Source organism: Streptomyces sp. SPB162 (assembly GCF_029504575.1).
Taxonomy (GTDB): Bacteria; Actinomycetota; Actinomycetes; order Streptomycetales; family Streptomycetaceae; genus Actinacidiphila.
Genome location: NZ_JAQFII010000002.1, coordinates 419,559 through 439,512 on the forward strand (window position 1 = coordinate 419,559; position 19,954 = coordinate 439,512).

The 19,954-nt window shown below is 67.2% G+C and carries 14 protein-coding genes and 1 pseudogene; 7 read left to right on the plus strand and 8 right to left on the minus strand.

The window, feature by feature from the left end; all coding sequences use genetic code 11:
* Position 1 precedes the first annotated feature (1 nt).
* The 3 genes from M2266_RS31775 to M2266_RS31785 all read left to right on the plus strand — a co-directional run bounded on the left by M2266_RS31775 (position 2) and on the right by M2266_RS31785 (position 3,362).
* Positions 2-703: a maleylpyruvate isomerase family mycothiol-dependent enzyme gene (locus M2266_RS31775; RefSeq protein ID WP_277441732.1), complete on the plus strand. Its 702-nt coding sequence runs from the start codon at positions 2-4 to the stop codon at positions 701-703.
* A 125-nt stretch (positions 704-828) separates the two neighbouring features.
* The gene (locus tag M2266_RS31780; protein ID WP_277441733.1) at positions 829-1,512 is read left to right on the plus strand and encodes a YcnI family protein; all 684 of its coding nucleotides are present in this window, start codon (positions 829-831) and stop codon (positions 1,510-1,512) included.
* A 47-nt stretch (positions 1,513-1,559) separates the two neighbouring features.
* A complete protein-coding gene (locus tag M2266_RS31785) occupies positions 1,560-3,362 on the plus strand; it encodes a FixH family protein (protein ID WP_277441734.1) in 1,803 nt (600 codons plus the stop codon).
* Positions 3,363-3,453: 91 nt separating this feature from the next.
* Here the strand turns inward: M2266_RS31785 and fdxA are convergent, their stop codons facing one another.
* From fdxA to M2266_RS31810, 5 genes and pseudogenes are all read right to left on the minus strand, one after another.
* Entirely contained in the window at positions 3,454-3,771 is a 318-nt protein-coding gene (gene fdxA / locus M2266_RS31790) for a ferredoxin (protein WP_277441735.1), read from the minus strand.
* Positions 3,772-3,784: 13 nt separating this feature from the next.
* Positions 3,785-4,859: pseudogene (locus tag M2266_RS31795) on the minus strand (2-oxoacid:ferredoxin oxidoreductase subunit beta).
* Positions 4,852-6,774 carry a 2-oxoacid:acceptor oxidoreductase subunit alpha gene (locus M2266_RS31800; RefSeq protein WP_277441736.1) on the minus strand — a complete coding sequence of 641 codons (1,923 nt, stop codon included), beginning with the start codon at positions 6,772-6,774 and terminating at the stop codon, positions 4,852-4,854. Before M2266_RS31800 ends, M2266_RS31795 begins: the two are co-directional and overlap by 8 nt.
* Before the next feature lie 90 nt (positions 6,775-6,864).
* Positions 6,865-7,074, minus strand: a complete 210-nt coding sequence (locus M2266_RS31805; RefSeq protein ID WP_277441737.1) for a hypothetical protein — start codon at positions 7,072-7,074, stop codon at positions 6,865-6,867.
* A 55-nt stretch (positions 7,075-7,129) separates the two neighbouring features.
* Positions 7,130-7,609, minus strand: coding sequence for a hypothetical protein (locus M2266_RS31810; protein WP_277441738.1), 480 nt, complete (start codon positions 7,607-7,609; stop codon positions 7,130-7,132).
* Between the two features lie 319 nt (positions 7,610-7,928).
* Between M2266_RS31810 and M2266_RS31815 the strand changes: the two genes are divergently transcribed.
* From M2266_RS31815 to M2266_RS31830, 4 genes are all read left to right on the plus strand, one after another.
* On the plus strand, positions 7,929-8,369 hold the full coding sequence (locus tag M2266_RS31815; protein WP_277441739.1) for an SCP2 sterol-binding domain-containing protein: 441 nt from the start codon (positions 7,929-7,931) through the stop codon (positions 8,367-8,369).
* Between the two features lie 65 nt (positions 8,370-8,434).
* Positions 8,435-9,193 carry an alpha/beta fold hydrolase gene (locus tag M2266_RS31820; RefSeq protein ID WP_277441740.1) on the plus strand — a complete coding sequence of 253 codons (759 nt, stop codon included), beginning with the start codon at positions 8,435-8,437 and terminating at the stop codon, positions 9,191-9,193.
* A gap of 16 nt (positions 9,194-9,209) precedes the next feature.
* The gene (locus tag M2266_RS31825; protein WP_277441741.1) at positions 9,210-10,295 is read left to right on the plus strand and encodes a ferritin-like domain-containing protein; all 1,086 of its coding nucleotides are present in this window, start codon (positions 9,210-9,212) and stop codon (positions 10,293-10,295) included.
* 34 nt (positions 10,296-10,329) lie between these two features.
* Positions 10,330-10,758 carry an SCP2 sterol-binding domain-containing protein gene (locus M2266_RS31830; RefSeq protein ID WP_277441742.1) on the plus strand — a complete coding sequence of 143 codons (429 nt, stop codon included), beginning with the start codon at positions 10,330-10,332 and terminating at the stop codon, positions 10,756-10,758.
* Positions 10,759-10,887: 129 nt separating this feature from the next.
* Here M2266_RS31830 and M2266_RS31835 read toward each other — a convergent pair whose 3' ends face one another.
* The 3 genes from M2266_RS31835 to M2266_RS31845 are packed head-to-tail and all read right to left on the minus strand — an operon-like array spanning position 10,888 to position 19,878.
* On the minus strand, positions 10,888-11,856 hold the full coding sequence (locus tag M2266_RS31835) for a M56 family metallopeptidase (protein WP_277441743.1): 969 nt from the start codon (positions 11,854-11,856) through the stop codon (positions 10,888-10,890).
* 40 nt (positions 11,857-11,896) lie between these two features.
* Positions 11,897-19,432: an amino acid adenylation domain-containing protein gene (locus tag M2266_RS31840; protein WP_346780975.1), complete on the minus strand. Its 7,536-nt coding sequence runs from the start codon at positions 19,430-19,432 to the stop codon at positions 11,897-11,899.
* Positions 19,420-19,878 (minus strand): phosphopantetheine-binding protein, encoded by a 459-nt coding sequence (locus M2266_RS31845; protein WP_277441744.1) that lies wholly within the window; start codon positions 19,876-19,878, stop codon positions 19,420-19,422. The genes M2266_RS31840 and M2266_RS31845 overlap by 13 nt, the downstream gene beginning before the upstream one ends.
* Between the last annotated feature and the right edge of the window lie 76 nt (positions 19,879-19,954).

Consider the following 19,954-nt stretch of genomic DNA (forward strand, 5'->3'; position numbering starts at 1 on the left):
CATGGACGTCTTGCCTCCCGTCAGTCCGTCCGCCGCGCCGGCGGGGCACACGCCGCCCAGCGCGGTCATCGGTTCCTCCTGTGCCGAACGCCTCCTGATGACCGAGCAGCGCGACCTGATCCCCGTACTCCGTGCCGCACCGGACCGGTGGTTCGCGCATCCGACCGCGTGCCCCGGCTGGAACGTACGGGATCTGCTGGCGCACTGCGCAGCCGCGCTGACCCGCATCACCCAGGATCAGGTGCACGATTTCTCCCCCGCCTGCAACCAGCGCGATGTCGACGACCGGCAGGACTGGCCGATCAAAAAAATCATCGACGAGTTGGACGACGGTTACCAAGCAGCGGGACCGGTCATCAGCTCCTCCGCCGGGCAGTTGGACGTGATCGGGCTGGGCGAATGGGTCCATGCCGGCGATGTCCGCGCGGCGTGGGGACTCACACCCGCCTACTCGGCGGCCGGCACCGACGACGCCCTGGAACTGCTGGCGACCTGCAGCGCGCGACGCGACACCCCGTTGCTGATCGCCCACCTGCCGGACCGGGACCTCGAACTCGGCACGTGGCTGCCCGACCAGAGTTACGTGGCGGACCTGGTCACGGACGCGGAGACCCTCCTTCGCCTGTACACCGGCCGCCCGGTCGGCGACCGCCCCTACGTTCTCAGCGGAGCAACCGCTCAGGAGCTGGTCATCTACCGGTAGAACGTGCTCCCCGGGAACACCCTGTCCTCCCTCACCTCACGCCTCCTCGGCGCGGCACCGTCCTCGCGCGGTGGTGCCCACCGCCCAGGTCCGCCCCGGACGGAAGCCTCCACACCATGCGTCGAGTGCTCGGTTCATTCTTCGGCCGCGTGCGCCGCGGCCCGCTGGTCACCGTGACCATCGCCGTCGCCGCGTGGCTCCTGTCCGCTCCGGCCGCCTCCGCGCACGTGACGGTGCGGCCGGACACCGCGGCGCCAGGCAGCTACGTCACGGTCGTCTTCCACGTGCCGAGCGAGCAGAAGGACACGACCACGACGGAAGTGGAGGTCGTGCTTCCCGCTGACCACCCGCTCGCCTCGGTCCGTACGCGACCACTGCCGGGATGGCACTCACGCGTGGAGAAGACCGCCCTGAGCACCCCCTTGCGCACTGACGACGGCCAGGTCACCGAGGTGGTGTCCAAGGTGGTGTGGACCGGTGGCGCCATCGGCATCGACCAGTTCGAGGAATTCGAACTGGCCATCGGTCCTTTGCCCACCGATGTCGATTCCCTGGTCTTCAAGGTTCTGCAGACCTACGGCAACGGCGCTGTTGCCCGCTGGATCAACAAACCGTCGACATCCGGAGCCGAGCCGGAGAATCCGGCTCCGGTGCTGCGCTTGACGGCTCACGCCACGAACGGCGGCGCCCCGGTGGTCGACACATCCTCGTCCCCGGACATCCTGGCCCGCGTCCTGGCCGTGCTGAGTCTGGCGGGCGCGACCGGTGCGGCGGCCTTCAGCGTGAGCCGACGGCGGGGCACACGATGACCCGGGGGTGTCGCCGACATCGGCAGCAGTTGGCGGGGAGGTTCCTCATGCTCCTGGCGGCGGCCGTGTGCTGGCTCTTCACCGCCTCCGGCACCGCCGCGGCGCACGCCGCGCTGCTGACGTCCGATCCGGCCTCCGGCTCCGTGGTCAAGTCCGCTCCGCGACAGGTGACTCTCGTGTTCGGTGAGTCCGTCAGGCTCTTCGACGACTCGATCCGCGTCATCGGTCCTGACGGCGGACGCGTGGACGCCGGCGCTCCGCAGAATCTGGTCGGTGAGCAGAACGCCGGGCGCGTCGCCCTCCGCAAAGACCTTCGACCCGGCAGTTACACCGTGGCATGGCGCGCGGTCTCCGCGGACTCGCACATCATCTCCGGAGCGTTCGTCTTCGCCTTCGGACACACCTCGGCCACCGCTCCCGTGCCCGCCATCCGCGCGGCACCTGCGATCAGCGCGCTCTACGGCACCGCGCGCGCGGCGGGCTACGTCGGGTACGCGCTGACCGTGGGTGGCGCCGGCTTCGTACTCGTCTGCTGGCCCGCGGGAGCCAGCCACCGCAGCATTCGCCGGCTGCTCCAAGCCGGATGGACTACCCTCCTCGCGGCGACGGCGAGCGCCCTGGCGCTGAGCGGCCCGTATCAGAGCGCCGGTCCGCTCTCCCAGATGTTCGATACGTCGTTGTTGATTGGCACGCTGCATACGCCTATCGGTAGCGCCCTGGCCCAGCGCATGATCCTGCTTGTGGCCGTCGGGTTCTTCGTGTGGTTGCTGTGCGGTCAGCTGGGTCGTATGCCGGACCCACAGCAGCAACGGCGAGAAGAAGCCGCGAGCAAGCAGCGCGACATCCGCCGCGGGCTTGCCGCGGTAGGGCTCGTACTGAGCGGTGCCCTCGCGGTGAACTGGGCGTCCGCCGGGCACGCGGCTGAGGGCATCCAGGTACCCCTGGCCCTGCTGTCCGACAGCCTGCACCTGCTCGCCATGGCTCTATGGATCGGCGGCCTGGCCACTCTGCTGGTCGCGCTCAAGCCGATCGCCCGGCAACAGTTGCCGACGCCGACATCAGCCGACCGGTTCTCGGTGCTCGCGGAATCCTGCGTCGCGGCCCTCGTCGTCACGGGGACCTACCAGTCCTGGCGCGGTTTGGGCTCATGGGAGGCGTTGACCGGTAGCGGCTACGGGCGACTCCTGCTGCTCAAAGCGACCGCTGTCGTGGCGCTGGTCACTCTCGGTTCGCTCTCCCGCCGCCACCTGGTCCGGCAGCGGAACATCGAGGCGCAGCGGAGTTCCGCGCCGCTCCGGCCGGTCGTCGCCCGCACGGTGCGTGTCCTGGAGCGCGCAGACCCCGCTACCGGCGCAGTCGGTGACGACACCCGGCGGCTCCGGCGCTCCGTGATGGCCGAAGTCGCGGTGGCGGGCGTCGTTCTGGCCGTCACCGCCCTGCTCACCAACACCGCACCCGGTCGCGCCCAAGCCGTCGCCACAACGGCCAATACGCAGCCCGCCGACCTCCGTGCCACCGTCCCCTATGACACAGGCGGCACGGGCCCCGATGCCTCGGGGCACGTCCTGGTGTCCTTGCACTCCACCCCCACGACGGGTACGTCGCAACTGAAGGCGGAGGTGACCAACGCCGAGGGCCGGCCCGCCCGGGTGGCCGAGATCAGAGTGGCCTTCACCCTGCCGAGCAATGACATCGGCCCGTTGCGCGTGAGCCTCAGGCCCGCCGGCGCCGGACGATGGACTGCCCCCGCGGTCCAACTGCCCTTCCCCGGTGAATGGCAACTGGCGGTGACGGTCCGCAGCTCCGAGATCGACGAGGCGACCGGGACGACCACGCTCCGCATCGGCTGACGTTCCCGTTCCGGTCCCTGTCGCCCACAACAACGATGGGGTGGTGCGGGCCTGCCGGTCCGCCCACCCCATCGTCAACAGGTCCCCTGCATCACCGCGTCTCGCTGACGGGCTCCGCATCCACCACCGGGTGATCGGACGCCAAGGAGTAATCGCTCGCTCCGGAAGGCTGGTCGCCGGCGAACACGTCCCGATCCGCGGTCAGGTAGGGAGCCCACGCCGACGGCACATCCGTCTCGAAGAAGATCGCTTCGACCGGGCAGACCGGCTCGCACGCACCACAGTCGACGCATTCGTCGGGATGGATGTAGAGCTTGCGCGGCCCCTCGTAAATGCAGTCGACAGGGCATTCGTCGATGCAGGCCCGATCCTTCACATCGACACACGGCTGCGCGATCACGTACGTCATGCGAACTCCAAATCTAACGGTGGGTTACGGTCCAGGTGTCCTGGCCGGCGAGCAGTGCGGCGAGGTCGCCCTTGCCCGTCTCCTCGACGGCGCGTTCCAGTTGGTCGGACATGTCGGCGTCGTAGACCGGGCGTTCGACGCTGCGCAGCACCCCGATGGGGGTGTGGTGCAGGGTGTCGGCGTCGGCGATACGGGACAGGGCGAACGCGGTGGTGGGCGACGCGGCGTGGGAGTCGTGGACGAGCACCCCTGCCGTCCCTTGCACGGTCACGTCGATCACCTTGAGTTCGCCGGTGGCCGCGTCCCTGATGACGCCCTTGGAGCCCAGTCCTTCCTCGGCCGGGGCTCCGAACCGGATCGGTTGACCGTGCTCCAGGCGGATCAGGGCGTCCTGGGCGGTCTGTTGGTCCTTGAGCGCGTCGAAGGCGCCGTCGTTGAAGATGTTGCAGTTCTGGTAGATCTCCACCAGTGCGGTGCCCGGGTGGGCGGCGGCCTCGCGCAGCACGGACTGCAGGTGCTTGCGGTCGGAGTCGATGGTGCGCGCCACGAAGCTCGCCTCGGCGCCGATGGCGAGCGAGACGGGGTTGAACGGTGCGTCCAGCGAGCCCATCGGGGTCGACTTGGTGATCTTGCCGACCTCGGAGGTGGGCGAGTACTGACCTTTCGTCAGGCCGTAGATTCGGGTTGTTGAACAGCAGGATCTTGAGGTTGACGTTGCGGCGCAGCGCGTGGATGAGGTGGTTGCCCCCGATGGAGAGCGCGTCCCCGTCGCCGGTGACCACCCAGACGCTCAAGTCCCGCCGGGAGGAGGCGAGTCCGGTGGCGATGGCCGGGGCGCGGCCGTGGATGGAGTGCATTCCGTAGGTGTTCATGTAGTACGGGAAGCGCGACGAGCAGCCGATGCCCGAGACGAACACCACGTTCTCGCGTGCGATGCCCAACTCGGGCATGAAGGACTGGACGGCGGCCAGGACCGCGTAGTCACCGCATCCCGGGCACCAGCGCACCTCCTGGTCCGTCTTGAAGTCCTTCATCGACTGCTTGGTCTCGGACTTGGGGACCAGGGAGAGGGAGCGGATCTCAGACATCGAAGGCCTCCAGGACGTGATCGGCCAGCTGCTCGGACGTGAAGGGCAGTCCCGTGACCTGCGTGTACGACTGCGCGTCGACCAAGTACTTCGCCCGCAGCAGATGGGCCAGCTGTCCCAGGTTCATCTCGGGAACGAGCACATCGCGATAACCGCCGAGGACGTCGCCGAGATTTGGCGGGAAGGGGTTGAGGTGGCGCAGATGGGCCTGTGCCACGTCGTGCCCTTGCGTCCTGAGTCGACGGACCGCGGCGGCGATCGGCCCGTACGTCGAGCCCCAGCCGATCATCAGAACCTGGCCTCTTCCGGTCGGGTCGTCGACCTCCAGGTCCGGTACGTCGATCCCGTCGATCTTGGCCTGGCGGGTGCGGACCATGAGGTCGTGGTTGGCCGGGTCGTAGGAGATGTTGCCCGTGCCGTCCTGCTTCTCGATGCCGCCGATGCGGTGTTCGAGACCGGGTGTGCCGGGTACCGCCCAGGGGCGGGCCAGCGTCTGCGGATCGCGCTTGTACGGCCAGAACACCTCGTCGCCGTTGTCCAGCGTGTGGTTCGGCCCGGTGGCGAACTGCACCCGCAGGTCGGGGAGTTCGTCGATCTCGGGGATCCGCCACGGCTCGCTGCCGTTGGCCAGGTAGCCGTCGGACAGCAGAAACACCGGGGTCCGGTAGGCCAAAGCGATCCGGGCCGCCTCGATCGCGGCGTCGAAGCAGTCGGCGGCGGTGGCCGGCGCCACGATCGGTACCGGCGCCTCACCGTTGCGCCCGTACATCGCCTGCAGCAGGTCCGCCTGCTCGGTCTTGGTCGGCAGGCCCGTCGACGGGCCACCGCGCTGAATCGCCACCACCAGCAGCGGCAACTCCAACGACACCGCCAGCCCGATCGTCTCCGACTTCAACGCCACACCCGGCCCCGACGTCGTCGTCACCGCCAGCGCCCCACCGAACGCCGCACCCAGAGCGGCCCCGATCGCCGCGATCTCATCCTCGGCCTGGAACGTGCGCACACCGAAGTTCTTGTGCCGGCTCAGTTCATGCAGGATGTCGGAGGCCGGCGTGATCGGGTACGAGCCCAGGTACAGCGGCAGATCGGCCTGCCGGCTCGCGGCGACCAGACCGTACGACAACGCCAGATTCCCCGAGATGTTGCGGTACGTGCCCGCCCGGAAAGCGGCGGACGCCGGGGCGATCTCATAGGAGACCGCGAAGTCCTCGGTGGTCTCCCCGAAGTTCCACCCCGCCCGAAAGGCCGTGATGTTCGCCTCGGCGATGTCCGGCTTCTTCGCGAACTTCGTGCGCAGGAACTTCTCGGTGCCCTCGGTCGGCCGGTGGTACATCCACGACAGCAGGCCCAGCGCGAACATGTTCTTCGCCCGCTCCGCGTCCTTGCGCGCCAGCCCCGAGTCCTTCAAGGCCTCCACCGTCAAGCTCGTCAGCGGCACCGGATGGACCGCGTACGCCTCCAGCGACCCGTCCTCCAGCGGGCTGGCCGCGTAACCGACCTTCGTCATCGCCCGCTTGGTGAACTCGTCCGTATTGACGATGACCTCCGCACCGCGCGGCAGATCGGCGATATTCGCCTTCAGCGCGGCCGGGTTCATCGCGACGAGCACGTTAGGGGCGTCACCCGGAGTGAGGATGTCGTGGTCGGCGAAGTGCAGCTGAAAACTCGACACCCCCGGCAGGGTCCCCGCGGGCGCCCGGATCTCGGCCGGGAAATTCGGCAACGTCGAGAGGTCGTTGCCGAACGACGCCGTCTCCGAAGTGAAGCGGTCCCCGGTGAGCTGCATACCGTCACCCGAGTCCCCGGCGAACCGGATGATCACCCGGTCCAGCCGTTGCACCTCTTTGGCCGGTCTGCGCTGCTCACCGAGCAGCGGCGGTTGTCCTAGGGCTGGGCTGCTGACCTCGGACGTCATGACGGGGTCCTTTCCTTCGAGCCGGTCGGACCGGAGAACGCCCGCGGGAGCTGCACGGAACGGAGTCCGTCCTGGTACGCCGGAACACGATCAGAGGGTGCTCGGCAGTACCTCGGCGGCCGCTGCGTCGTCGAGGGCATCGTCTTCGTGTTGCGCCGCAGTCAAGGCCTTCGGCCCGCCGTCCAGCCAGGCCCATCCCCGCGCGGACTGCTCCTCGCGCAGCATGTCGATCAAGCTCTGGGGAAGCAGCACCCAGCCGGCGCCGATATCGGGTGTGAGGTCATCCTGGTTCTGTGCCACAAGGGTCCCCTCTGGGGGTTCCGTTCCGGGCAGGTCACCGTGCGGTGGAGCGGTCTCAGCGCTCCGCGGTCTGCTTCGCCTCGTCCGAGCGGCGGTCAGCGACCGCGTCCGGGGCGGGAACCTGTTCTTGTCGCGCCGCCCGCGAGGCCAGGATCTCCAGGAGCAGGTAGCCGATGATCGTCACCGCCGCGCCGGTGTAGATCGTGTCGTGGTACAGCGGCTTCTCGTAGGCGTGCGCATGACTCCACATATCGAAACCGCTGCCGGCGATCTGGACGAGGCCGCCCGCCACCACAGCCCACAGGACGGCCTGCGGGTGGGCGCGGCGGGTCCGCAGTGCGAGGGTGGCCAGTGCGATGCCCAGGACGAGGAGTTCACCGAGGTAGATACCGCTGTGCACCGTCATCAATTTGCTGGGCGGGATGGCGACTTCGGACAGGTGCTGGTCATGCCACAAGGTGTCGTACAGGAAACCTACGAACTCGACGAACAGGCCGGCTGCTATCGACCATCGGACAGCCCGGGGATGCTCCATCGTCACCCTTCCTCACGGTGCGGGGTCCGGCGCGAGATGCCGGACCGCTGTTGTTCCCTGACACCTTGGAAGCCGCGGGCCGTGCTGCCCAGCCGCCTCCGCGCGGCAAGGCGGTGCGCCTGATCGGGTAGGCCGGCCGTGCGCCCGGCGCCGGATGGGTAGCCCGGTCGGGGTGCCCCTGCGGCCCTGTCCGATGCGGGGACCACACGGCAGGTCCGACGGGTGTTCTGCGAGTGCGAGAAGTAGCGCTTGGCTGAGTCCCGTGCACGCGGCCGGCCCAACCAGGCCCTCCTGCGGTTCCGCACGACAAGGAGTGAGGATGGCAGTCTTCCCGAGTGGCGACTGGCTCGATGAATACGTCGCCCGTATCAACACGTCTCCGGAGTTCGCGGAGGCAGCGCGTACTTTCGAAGCGGACATCGCCTATGTCTTCGAGGCCGAGCCCGAGCTGGGGCACCAGGCCGATGTCTGGGCACGCGCCGGAGTCGGGGGTGGCAAATGCCTGTGGTGGAACTACGACGTGACACCACAGGAGGGTCGTGAGTCGCAGTTCATTCTCCAGGGCCCGTACTCCCTGTGGAAACAGATCATCCAGGGCGAGCTCGACCCGATGGAGGCGATGCTCGACGGCGAGCTCGCGGTCACCGGACATCTGCCGACGCTGCTGCGCTATGTCAGGGCCGCCAACGCCCTGGTGAGCATCGCTGCGACCGGAACGACGGCGTTCGCGGACGAGGTCGCGCCGGCGGCGCGACCGTGACCGCGACCCTGACCGCGGGTTCGTGGGACCTACGCGTCCACTGTCAGGGCGCAGGTCCCACCATCGTGCTACTGCACGGCCTGATGACCGATCACAGGGCATGGGACGGCGTCGTCGCGGCTCTGCGCGACCGCTACCGGTTGATCACCGTGGACGCACCCGGGCACGGGGGCAGCCCGTCCCGGTCCGGTGCCTACTCCCTGGAGGACGAGGCGGATGCCCTGGTGGAGGCGCTGCAAGAGCTGGGCGTCGATCTCCCGGTGGTCTGGGCAGGGCACTCGATGGGCGGAATGAAGGCGCTGCGCATAGCTCTGCGCCATCCCGACGCCGTCTCCCGACTGATCCTGGTGTCCACCCAGCCCTATGTGGAGCCTGAGCGCACCGCCCGGCCGTACACCGCGATGGTGGAGGCCGCCTCTTCCTGGGGAATCTCGACCGACTTGGCCGAGGTCATCGGCCGGCTGAACTTCCACCCCTCCTTCCTGGCCGGGCCGCAGGGGCAGCGGTGGGTGGAGCACTTCACAGGATTGCGGGGGCAGGACATCGACGAAGCGTGTGCCTCGGTGTTCCGGCGTGGGGACATCTCCGACCGATTGGGCGACATCACAGTCCCCGCCCTGGTGGTGCACGGTGAGGCGGACATTCCGATCCGCATCAAGGTCGCCCGCTCATGGGTCCCGCTCCTGCCGGATGCCGAATTCCTGGAGATACCGGACTGCGGGCACACGCCCCCCTGCGAGCAGCCCGACCTGCTCGCCGCGTCGATTGACGCCTTCCTTCAACGCCTCGGCACTGGACAGCGGTCAACAGCGCAGGCGCGCTGACCGGAAAAGGAGCACCGTGAGCACCCGCATCTACACCCTGCCCATCGAACAGACGAGGTGGAAGGTTCCCAGTGGGAACACCACCGTCTTCTCCTGGGAGTACGACGAAGGCAACGACAGGCTGCTGGCCCTGTACGAGAAGGGCAAGGCCAAGCAGTGGAACTCCTCGGAGCGCATCGACTGGTCGATCGCCGTCGACCTCGACAGCCCGGATCTGGTGCCGGACGAGTACGTCCCCATCTACGGCTCCGACTTGTGGGACCGGTTGGGCACCAAGGAGCGGCAGGAGGTCAAGCAGCATGTGACGTCCTGGCAGTTCTCGCAGTTCCTGCACGGTGAGCAAGGCGCCCTCATCTGCGCTTCGAAGATCGTGCAGACCGTCCCCGACCTGGACTCCAAGTTCTACGCCGCCACCCAGGTCATGGACGAGGCACGGCATGTCGAGGTCTTCTCCCGCTACCTGCAGGAGAAGGTCGGCTTCGCCTATCCGATCAACGACAGTCTCAAGATCATGCTCAATGACACGATCTCCGACAGCCGGTGGGACCTGACGTACCTGGGGATGCAGGTTCTCCTCGAAGGGCTCGCGCTCGCGGGCTTCGGAGTCACCCGGGACCAGACCCGCGAGCCGCTCGCCCGTGCCCTGAACGCCTACGTGATGCAGGACGAGGCGCGGCACGTCGCGTTCGGCCGGCTCGCGCTGAAGGACTTCTACCAGCAACTGTCCTCCGCGGAACTCGCCGACCGCGAGGAGTTCTGTGTGGAGGCCTGCTTCCTGCTGCGGGACCGGTTCCTGGGTGAGGAGATCTGGGAGACCCTGGACCTGGCTCCCAAGGAAGCTGTCGCCCACATCAACAACAGCGAGGCATTCAAGCTCTTCCGCTCCCTGCTGTTCACCCGGATCGTGCCGACCCTGCGCGACATCGGGCTGATGGGCCCCAAGGTGATCAAGGCCTTCACGGAGATGGACGTCCTGGGCTTCCAGGACATCGACATCGAGGCGGTCATGGACTACGACGAGCAGGCCGCCGAGGAGATCGACGCCCAGCGGCTGGCCCAAGTACAGGAAGCCATCAGCATCGGTGCCGGCGACACCGAGTAGACAGCGATCCTCGAGCCAGGAATCAGGAGTACCAATGGCACTGGACGTATCAGCATTCGAACGGCTCAAGGCCGTGGCCGGCGAGCGCAAGGGAGAGGGTCTCGCGCGCTTCGCCGAGGAACACGACGGTGGCCCCCAGGGTCTGCTCGATGAGGTGTTCGCCAACATGGCAGAGGTCTTCCGTCCCGACAAGGCCAAGGGGCAGCAGGCGGACTTCCAGTACTGCATTCGTTCCGGCGAGGACGAGTACCACTATTTCATCAGCGTCGACGACGGCCAGTGCCGGACGGGCCGCGGCACGGTGGAGTCCCCACGGGTGACGATGCGGGTGAAGCTGCCCGACTTCGTGCGACTGGTGACGGGCAAGCTCAACAGCATGCAGGCCTTCCTGACGGGCAAGGTGAAGATCTCCGGCGACACCTTCTACGCCACGAAGTTCGAGGCCTGGTTCGAGCGCCCCTGACCCCGGGCGCCCAGCCTGGGTGCGCCCCCGCTTCTCCTGCCGCCGCATGGGACGTGCTCCCCCGTCCGTTCCATGCGGCGGCAGGCCCATGTCTTCGACCAACACCTGAAACGGGCTTTTCAGCCCTGCTCAGCAATCGGTGCACCCGAAGCAGACTCCGCACATGCGCAGAATCCACAGGCTCAGCAGACTCAGACAGATCACGCCCGGCAACGTCAACACTAAACTGCGGCGTGGCAGGCGGGCAGACTGAGGCGGCTGACCGGTCTCCAACTGTTCCAGACGGCTCTCCAACAACCCGCCCGGACCGGACAGCGCCGGCCACAGCGTCGGTACGCCGGCCTCGCCGCCGGAAGGTTGCTCCTTGAGCGCTATCAGGAGGGCGCCGGCCAACGGCCCCACACCGCAGACCTCCACCGCGTGCGCGTCAGCGGCGAGTTCCCGACGTGTCAGCAGCCGTGCCAGGGCGCCGCCGACCGCGGGGAGGTAGAAGAACATGCGCCGGGTGACGTCGATCAGCAGATACAGCAACGGATCCGCCGCGTTGGCGTGACTTTCCTCGTGCCGGAGTACCGCTTCGAGCTGACCGGCTGTGAGCCGCTCCACCAACCCCGTACTGATGATCACCCGAGTGCGGAACAACCCGCTCGTACAGGCGACGAGGCTCGGCTCATCGATGACCGTCACCCGGTTCCGCAATCCTGAACGGTCGATGACCATCCGCGTGGTCGCGAGGTCGGCCTCGCAACGTCGAACCTTGGAGCGCAGTGTCCTGCTGAGCGAGATCTGCTGTAGGCAACTGCCGGTGGCAATACCTAACTTGATGACCACCAGCAGCGCCAGAGCCAGCAGCGGTTGGCACGTCCTGACCTCATCTTCCGACAGTTCCAGCCGCACGATGAACTCGGCAACGGCCAGCAGGATGACGTACTCCGCTGATAACGCGGCAAGGAAGAGCGTGGTGCGGATGGCGCGACGCCGTGCACGAATCAATGCTCTGGCCCCCGTGGCAGAGAGCCGGCCGGGAAGGGCATAACTCTCCGAGGTCGGCTGCGGCAGTCCCTTTGGGCTCATCCTCCCCATCGGTGAGACGTCCATCAAGAACGCCTCACCGACGAATCCGGATGGGGCCGGGGTATCAGTCGCGGTCCGCGTCTTCGGCGAGTCGGCGCAGCTTCTCCTCGAACGACGCGGCGAACTGCGTCATCGTTGCCTCGTCGAAATGGTGCGCGCTGTAGCCGATCAAGAAGGTCAGGCGGCGGCCGACGACGTAGCCGAGGACATCCACGTCACGAAAACGCGTCCCGACGCTGCTGTGCTGCTCCCCGAAAGACATCCGCGGAACGCTGAGCAGGTCCGAGCGCAGGAACACCTCGTCGACCTGTCCCACGTAGTTGAGTCCGACCTGGGCCGTAGGAACGTCCCGCAGGCCGGGGTCGGCGGCCGCGTGGCGGAGCAGACCGTAGCCGGCACCCCGTTGCGGTACGGCCTCCAGCTGGCGGTGCACTGCGGCCAACTGGCCGCCCGGCGGGGTCAGCGGATCGATCTCGACGAGGGTGGGGGTGATAGTGGAGAAGCGTCCGACGGTGCGGGAGACGGAAAGCCCCTCGAAGTGCAGGTCACGGCCGTGCCGCTCCAAATCGATCAGCGTCCGTCGGGGCTCCTGCGGGCCGTCGTCCGCCAGGGGAAGCGCCTGCACGAGAGCCGTGCAGAGCGTGTCCAGGATGTCCGTACCGGTGGCGGTCGGAATACCCGCCAGCACCGCATCGGTCAGATCGTGGTCCAGCCGTACGGTCATCGTCCGCAGGCTCTCCAGACGGTTGGGGCCCTCCGCCTTGTCGAAACGCAGACGCTGCCCCCTGATGCCACGCCGCCAGTAGTCACGCTCGGCTTGCGTGACAGCGGCCTTCGCGTGTTCGTGCAGCGCCTGGGTCCATTGCGGAAATGAGGTCGTCTTCGCAGGAAGGACTGCTTTGTCCGCGCCTTGTGCGTACTGGAAGTAGGACGCGAGCAGATCCTCCAGCAGGATTCGTGCCGAGTAGTGGTCGACCGCGAGCCAGTGGCCGAGTACGAGCAGGCAGTGCGGGCGCTCGCCCAGGTCGAAGTAGGCCAACCGGATGATGGGGCCATCGGCGAGGTTCATGCTGCGCTGCAGGGACTCGGCGACCTCGGTCACGGCCTCCTTCTGCTGGCGTCCCGTCAGATGACGGAACGCGTGGACGCTGAGGGGGAGTTCGCCCGTGCCCGCTTCGGCCAGATTCGCCTGCCAGACGCCTTCCTCCTGCTGGAAACGCAGGCGCAGGCCGTCGTGGTGCTCCAGGATCTGTTCGGTGGCCCGGCGCAGTGGTTCCAGATCAAGCGGCTTTTGCAGCGAGAGCAGGAAGGACGCGTCGTTCCAATGGTGGCGCTCGGGCAGATCCTGCTCGAGGAACCAGATCTGGTTGGGCGTCATGAGGGTGGGACCGGACAGCGTCCCCTGCTCGGCTCCGATCCGTCCCTGGGTGGTGTGGGTGGCTTGGGCGGCAATGGTGGGGTGGGCGAAGACGTCGCGGAGTTCGAGGTGGAGGCCGGAGGTGTCGGCCGCGGCGACCGCGCGCAGGGCCAGCAGGGAGTCGGCGCCGAGTTCGAAGAGATTGTCGTGGACGCCGATGCGCTCAGCGGCCAGGAGTTCGGACCAGATGTCGGCCAGGGACTGCTCGATCGCGGTGCCCGGAGCGGCATAGGGTCGGCGGGCGGCTTCGCCCGGGTCCGGCAGCGCCTTGCGGTCGACTTTGCCGTTGCCGGTCAGCGGAAGAGCGTCGAGGACGACGATCGCGGCCGGCACCATATATGCGGGCAGGAGTTCCGCGGCCCGGGTCCGGACCTTGTCGACCTCCAACTCCGCCCCGTCGGCGGGCACGATGTAGGCGGCGAGACGGCGTGGTCCGCCCGGGGATCCCCAGGCGTGGGCGACGGCGGCTTCGACCTGGGGGTCCGCCAGCAGCGCGGCTTCGATCTCGCCCAGCTCGATGCGGTAGCCGCCGATCTTGACCTGGAAGTCCTCCCGGCCCAGGAACTCGATCGTCCCGTCCGCCAGATACCGTCCGAGGTCCCCGGTGCGATACCACCGCTCTCCCGTCACCGGGTCGGTCACGAACGACGCCGCGGTCCGCTCCGGATCATCCCAGTACCCCATCGCGACACCCACACCGCCGATCTGCAGCTCACCCGCCACGAAGTCCGGGCGGTGCCGCATGTTCCCGTCAACGACCCGGAAGCTCTGATTCAGCAACGGACGCCCATACGGGATGCTGCGCCAGGACGGATCCACGACACCGATCGGATACGCGATCGACCAGATCGACGCCTCCGTGGCACCCCCCAGACTCACCACCTCCAGACCCGGCACCAACTCCCGCACCCGATCCGGCAACGACACCGCGATCCAGTCACCCGACAACAACGCCAACCGCAGGCATACCCCTTCCGGACCGTGGGTGGTCAGGTGCTCCGCGAGGAGCTCCAGCAGGGCGGGGACGGTGTTCCATACGGTCACCTGCTCCCGGCGGAGCAGATCCGCCCACTGGGCGGGATCACGGGACCCGTCGGGGTCCGGGAGGACCAGGGCGCCGCCGGCGCCCAGGACGCCGAAGACGTCCCAGACCGACAGGTCGAAGCTGAGCGAGGACAGGCCCAGCACCCGGTCGTTCTCCGTTACCCGGAAACGATCATTGATATCCGTGATGGTGTTCAGCGCACCGCGATGATCGATCATCACCCCCTTCGGCTCCCCCGTCGACCCCGAAGTGAAGATCACATACGCCAGATCCGACGCCGACTGCACCCACTCCAACGGCTCGTCGGAGACATACGACCACGCGGAGTCGTCGTCCACCGGGAGCACATCGACGCTCGCGGGCCAGCTGACTATGCCGTTCAAACTGCTCTGGGTGAGGATGGTGCGGGTGCCGGTGCGGTGGATCAGGCCGTGCAGACGCCGTTCGGGCTGATCGGGATCGACCGGCACGTAGGCACCACCGGCCGCAAGAACGCCCAGCACCCCCACGACCTGTTCCCAGCCCTTGCGCGCCGCGACCACCACCGGCTCACCCGGCGTGACCCCGCCCTCCCGCAACCGCCGACCAATCCGCCACGCCCGCGACACCAACTCCCCGAACGACATCCGGCCACCCGGCCACACCACCGCATCCCGCTCCGCCCACCGCCCAGCCGCCGCAAAAACACCCTCGTGCAACAGACCGGCAGGCACCACACCCACCGCACCATTGACCGCCGCACGCGCCACCACCTGACCCGAGGGCATACGGACGGGCTCCGGAGCCTGCCACGCCGTGGGGTCGTCGGTGAGAGAGGTGATCAGGTTCTGGTACGCGGCGAACATGTCGTCGAGCACGCCCGGAGCGAAGAGGTCCTCAAGCGAGTCCCACGCGGTGACCAGTCCGTCGGTGCGTTCATAGACCTGGTGGTCGAGGGTGACCTGGGGAGTCTGGGAGATGGCATCGACCTGCCTTCCCAGGCCAGGGATGGATTCCGGGATCTGTCGTCCAATGGCGCTGGTGAAGACGACGGGCATGGAGGCACGTTCCGCACCATGCTCACGCGCCAGATCCCGCAACACCCGAACCCCGCCATACGCCCGATGCTCCAACCCCTCCCACACCTGACGCTGCAACACCCGCGCCCGCTCCACAAACCCCTCACACCCCGAAACATCAGCCTCCACCAACAACACCGACGTGAAATCACCCACCAAACGATTCACATCCGCATGCAAAGGCCACCGATCCGCCACCGTGAAATTCAACGTAAACCGCGGCGACTTCGCCCACACCCCCAAAACCTCCGCATACGCCGCCGCCAACACCGCAGAAGCCGTCAACCCAAACGACGCCGCCCGCTCCTTCAACACCCCCCACCGACCCTGATCCAACACAAACTGCCGCCGCACAAACCACGGCACCACCCCAGAAGAACCACCCACCAACGGCAACTCCGGCGCCGCAGCCAACTCCCCCACCCGCCCCAACCAATAACCACGCGCCCGCTCAAACCCCTCCGAAGACTCCACCCCCTCCAACGCCCGCACATAATCACGGAACGAACAACCCAAAGGCGCCAACTCCACCCCCGGATCCGCATACAACAACGCCCACTCCTCCAACACAATCTGCACCGACCCCGCATCAGCCACCAGCAGATCCAAACTGAAATGCACCCGCGAAACCCCACCCGGCAACACCTGCACCCGCACCTCGAACAACGGCCACACATCCGCCGGCCGCACCTCATGCGACAACTCATCCCGCACCGCAGCCACCCGACCAGCAGCCACCCCACCCTCCACCCCCGACAAATCCTCCAACCCCACCACCACCGGCGGCACCACCTCCAACACCTGCTGCCGCCCATCACCCCGCACCACCGCACGCAACATCTCGTGCCGCCCCACCAACCGATCCAACGCCAACCCCGCCCGCACCACATCAAAACCAACCGACTCAAACTGCACATACAAATGAGTCGACACCTGCCCCAAATCAAACAACCCAGAACGACCCAACCAATACGCATGCTGCACATCAGTCAAACCAAACGCCTCAAACCGACCCCCCACATCACCCACCAACACCGGAAGGGTGTTGCGTCCTTGGGTGGTGTGGGTGGCTTGGGCGGCGATGGTGGGGTGGGCGAAGACGTCGCGGAGTTCGAGGTGGAGGCCGGCGGTATCGGCCGCGGCGACCGCGCGCAGGGCCAGCAGGGAGTCGGCGCCGAGTTCGAAGAGATTGTCGTGGACACCGATGCGCTCAGCGGCCAGGAGTTCGGACCAGATGTCGGCCAGGGACTGCTCGATCGCATTGCCCGGGGCGGCATAAGGGCGGCGGGCGGCTTCGCCCGGGTCCGGCAGCGCTTTGCGGTCGACCTTGCCGTTGGCCGTCAAAGGCAAAACGTCAAGGATCACCAAAGCAGCCGGCACCATATATGCGGGCAGGAGTTCCGCAACCCGGGACCGGACCCTGTCGACCTCCAACTCCGCCCCGTCGGCGGGCACGATGTAGGCGGCGAGACGGCGTGGTCCGCCCGGGGATCCCCAGGCGTGGGCGACGGCGGCTTCGACCTGAGGGTCCGCCAGCAGCGCGGCTTCGATCTCGCCCAGCTCGATGCGGTAGCCGCCGATCTTGACCTGGAAGTCCTCCCGGCCCAGGAACTCGATCGTCCCGTCCGCCAGATACCGTCCGAGGTCCCCGGTCCGATACCACCGCTCCCCCGTCACCGGGTCGGTCACGAACGACGCCGTGGTCCGCTCCGGATCATCCCAGTACCCCATCGCGACACCCACACCGCCGATCTGCAGCTCGCCCGCCACGAAGTCCGGGCGGTGCCGCATGTTCCCGTCGACGACCCGGAAGCTCTGATTCAGCAACGGACGCCCGTAGGGAATGCTGCGCCAGGACGGATCCACGACACCGATCGGATACGCGATCGACCAGATCGACGCCTCCGTCGCACCCCCCAGACTCACCACCTCCAAACCCGGCACCAACTCCCGCACCCGATCCGGCAACGACACCGCGATCCAGTCACCCGACAACAACGCCAACCGCAAACCCATCCCATCCGCACCATGGGAGCCGACGTATTCGCTGAAGAGATCCAGCAGTGCCGGGACGGTGTTCCAGATCGTGACGCCTTCGACACGGACCAGTTCTGCCCAGTGCGACGGGTCGCGCTGCCCGTCGGGGTCCGGGAGGACCAGGGCGCCGCCGGCGCCCAGGACGCCGAAGACGTCCCAGACCGACAGGTCGAAGCTGAGCGAGGACAGGCCCAGCACCCGGTCGCTCTCCGTCACCCGGAAACGATCGTTGATATCCGTGATGGTGTTCAGCGCACCGCGATGATCGATCATCACGCCCTTGGGCTCTCCCGTCGACCCGGACGTGAAGATCACATACGCCAGATCCGACGCCGACTGCACCCACTCCAACGGCTGGTCAGAGATGCCGTCCCACAACGCGTCATCGTCGACGGGCCACACGTTCACGCCGTCCGGCCACCGTGTGGCCGCGGCCAAGCCGGATTGGGTGAGGATGGTGCGGGTGCCGGTGCGGTGGATCAGGCCGTGCAGACGTCGCTCGGGCTGATCGGGATCGACCGGCACGTAGGCACCACCGGCCGCAAGAACGCCCAGCACCCCCACGACCTGTTCCCAGCCCTTGCGCGCCGCGACCACCACCGGCTCACCCGGCGTGACCCCGCCCTCCCGCAACCGCCGACCAATCCGCCACGCCCGCGACGCCAACTCCCCGAACGACATCCGGCCACCCGGCCACACCACCGCATCCCGCTCCGCCCACCGCCCAGCCGCCGCAAAAACACCCTCATGCAGCAAACCCGCCGGCACCACACCCACCGCACCATTGACCGCCGCACGCACCACCAACTGACCCGACGGCAGCGGCGGGCTCTGGACCTGGCTCCAAGCCGCGCTGTCGTGCTCCGTGAGGCGCAGGAGGAGGTCCTTCAGGGCTGCGAAGGCCTGGTCGAGCACGCCTTCGGAGAAGGCCGCGTCCACCGCATCCCAACTGACATTCAGGCCGGTCTGCTTCTCGATGACCTGCATGTCCAGCAGAACCTGAGGGGTCTGGGACACGGCGTCGACGAGCCGACCGTACGGAGGGAAGTCTCCGTGCGCGTCACCCATGGGATGTCCGATGGCGCTGGTGAAGACGACAGGCATGGAGGCACGTTCCGCACCATGCTCACGCGCCAGATCCCGCAACACCCGAACCCCGCCATACGCCCGGTGCTCCAACCCCTCCCACACCTGACGCTGCAACACCCGCGCCCGCTCCACAAACCCCTCACACCCCGAAACATCAGCCTCCACCAACAACACCGACGTGAAATCACCCACCAAACGATTCACATCCGCATGCAAAGGCCACCGATCCGCCACCGTGAAATTCAACGTAAACCGCGGCGACTTCGCCCACACCCCCAAAACCTCCGCATACGCCGCCGCCAACACCGCAGAAGCCGTCAACCCAAACGACGCCGCCCGCTCCTTCAACACCCCCCACCGACCCTGATCCAACACAAACTGCCGCCGCACAAACCACGGCACCACCCCAGAAGAACCACCCACCAACGGCAACTCCGGCGCCGCAGCCAACTCCCCCACCCGCCCCAACCAATAACCCACGCGCCCGCTCAAACCCCTCCGAAGACTCCACCCCCTCCAACGCCCGCACATAATCACGGAACGAACAACCCAAAGGCGCCAACTCCACCCCCGGATCCGCATACAACAACGCCCACTCCTCCAACACAATCTGCACCGACCCCGCATCAGCCACCAGCAGATCCAAACTGAAATGCACCCGCGAAACCCCACCCGGCAACACCTGCACCCGCACCTCGAACAACGGCCACACATCCGCCGGCCGCACCTCATGCGACAACTCATCCCGCACCGCAGCCACCCGACCAGCAGCCACCCCACCCTCCACCCCCGACAAATCCTCCAACCCCACCACCACCGGCGGCACCACCTCCAACACCTGCTGCCGCCCATCACCCCGCACCACCGCACGCAACATCTCGTGCCGCCCCACCAACCGATCCAACGCCAACCCCGCCCGCACCACATCAAAACCAACCGACTCAAACTGCACATACAAATGAGTCGACACCTGCCCACAAATCAAACAACCCAGAACGACCCAACCAATACGCATGCTGCACATCAGTCAAACCAAACGCCTCAAACCGACCCCCCACATCACCCACCAACACCGGAAGGCCTTCAGGACTGGTCCCGGATTCCACAGCGGCGTCGATCAGATCGAGCAGGCCGTTCAGCGTCGGCTCTTCGATGAGCTCGACGAGAGGAAGGCTGGCATCGAACTCGGCCTCGATGAGGGCTTTGAGTTCCGCGGCCGCGATAGACTCGAAGTACAGCGGCGTTTCTCCGTCCGTGCTGTATTCGTCCCAATCGGCGCTGACCTGTGCGCACAACGCGCGCAGTTTCCTTTGCCGCGAATCCACCGGCATGCCTTCAGCCGCGTTCGGCCCGGTTCCCGCGGCGGTCGTGATTTCCGAAATGACAGGGCTGACGTCCACGGCGATTCCTCCACGGCTGACGGGCGAGTTGCACAACGGACCAGCGTGGTCGAGTTCCGCGCCAGGACTAAGCCCC

Bases quoted from the DNA above. Each gene is read 5' to 3' on its own strand.
- M2266_RS31775 (WP_277441732.1), top strand. From the start codon at position 2: ATGGACGTCTTGCCTCCCGTCAGTCCGTCCGCCGCGCCGGCGGGGCAC.
- M2266_RS31785 (WP_277441734.1), top strand. From the start codon at position 1,560: ATGCTCCTGGCGGCGGCCGTGTGCTGGCTCTTCACCGCCTCCGGCACC.
- fdxA (WP_277441735.1), bottom strand. From the start codon at position 3,771: ATGACGTACGTGATCGCGCAGCCGTGTGTCGATGTGAAGGATCGGGCC.
- M2266_RS31800 (WP_277441736.1), bottom strand. From the start codon at position 6,774: ATGACGTCCGAGGTCAGCAGCCCAGCCCTAGGACAACCGCCGCTGCTC.
- M2266_RS31810 (WP_277441738.1), bottom strand. From the start codon at position 7,609: ATGGAGCATCCCCGGGCTGTCCGATGGTCGATAGCAGCCGGCCTGTTC.
- M2266_RS31815 (WP_277441739.1), top strand. From the start codon at position 7,929: ATGGCAGTCTTCCCGAGTGGCGACTGGCTCGATGAATACGTCGCCCGT.
- M2266_RS31830 (WP_277441742.1), top strand. From the start codon at position 10,330: ATGGCACTGGACGTATCAGCATTCGAACGGCTCAAGGCCGTGGCCGGC.
- M2266_RS31835 (WP_277441743.1), bottom strand. From the start codon at position 11,856: ATGGACGTCTCACCGATGGGGAGGATGAGCCCAAAGGGACTGCCGCAG.
- M2266_RS31840 (WP_346780975.1), bottom strand. From the start codon at position 19,432: ATGTGCAGTTTGAGTCGGTTGGTTTTGATGTGGTGCGGGCGGGGTTGG.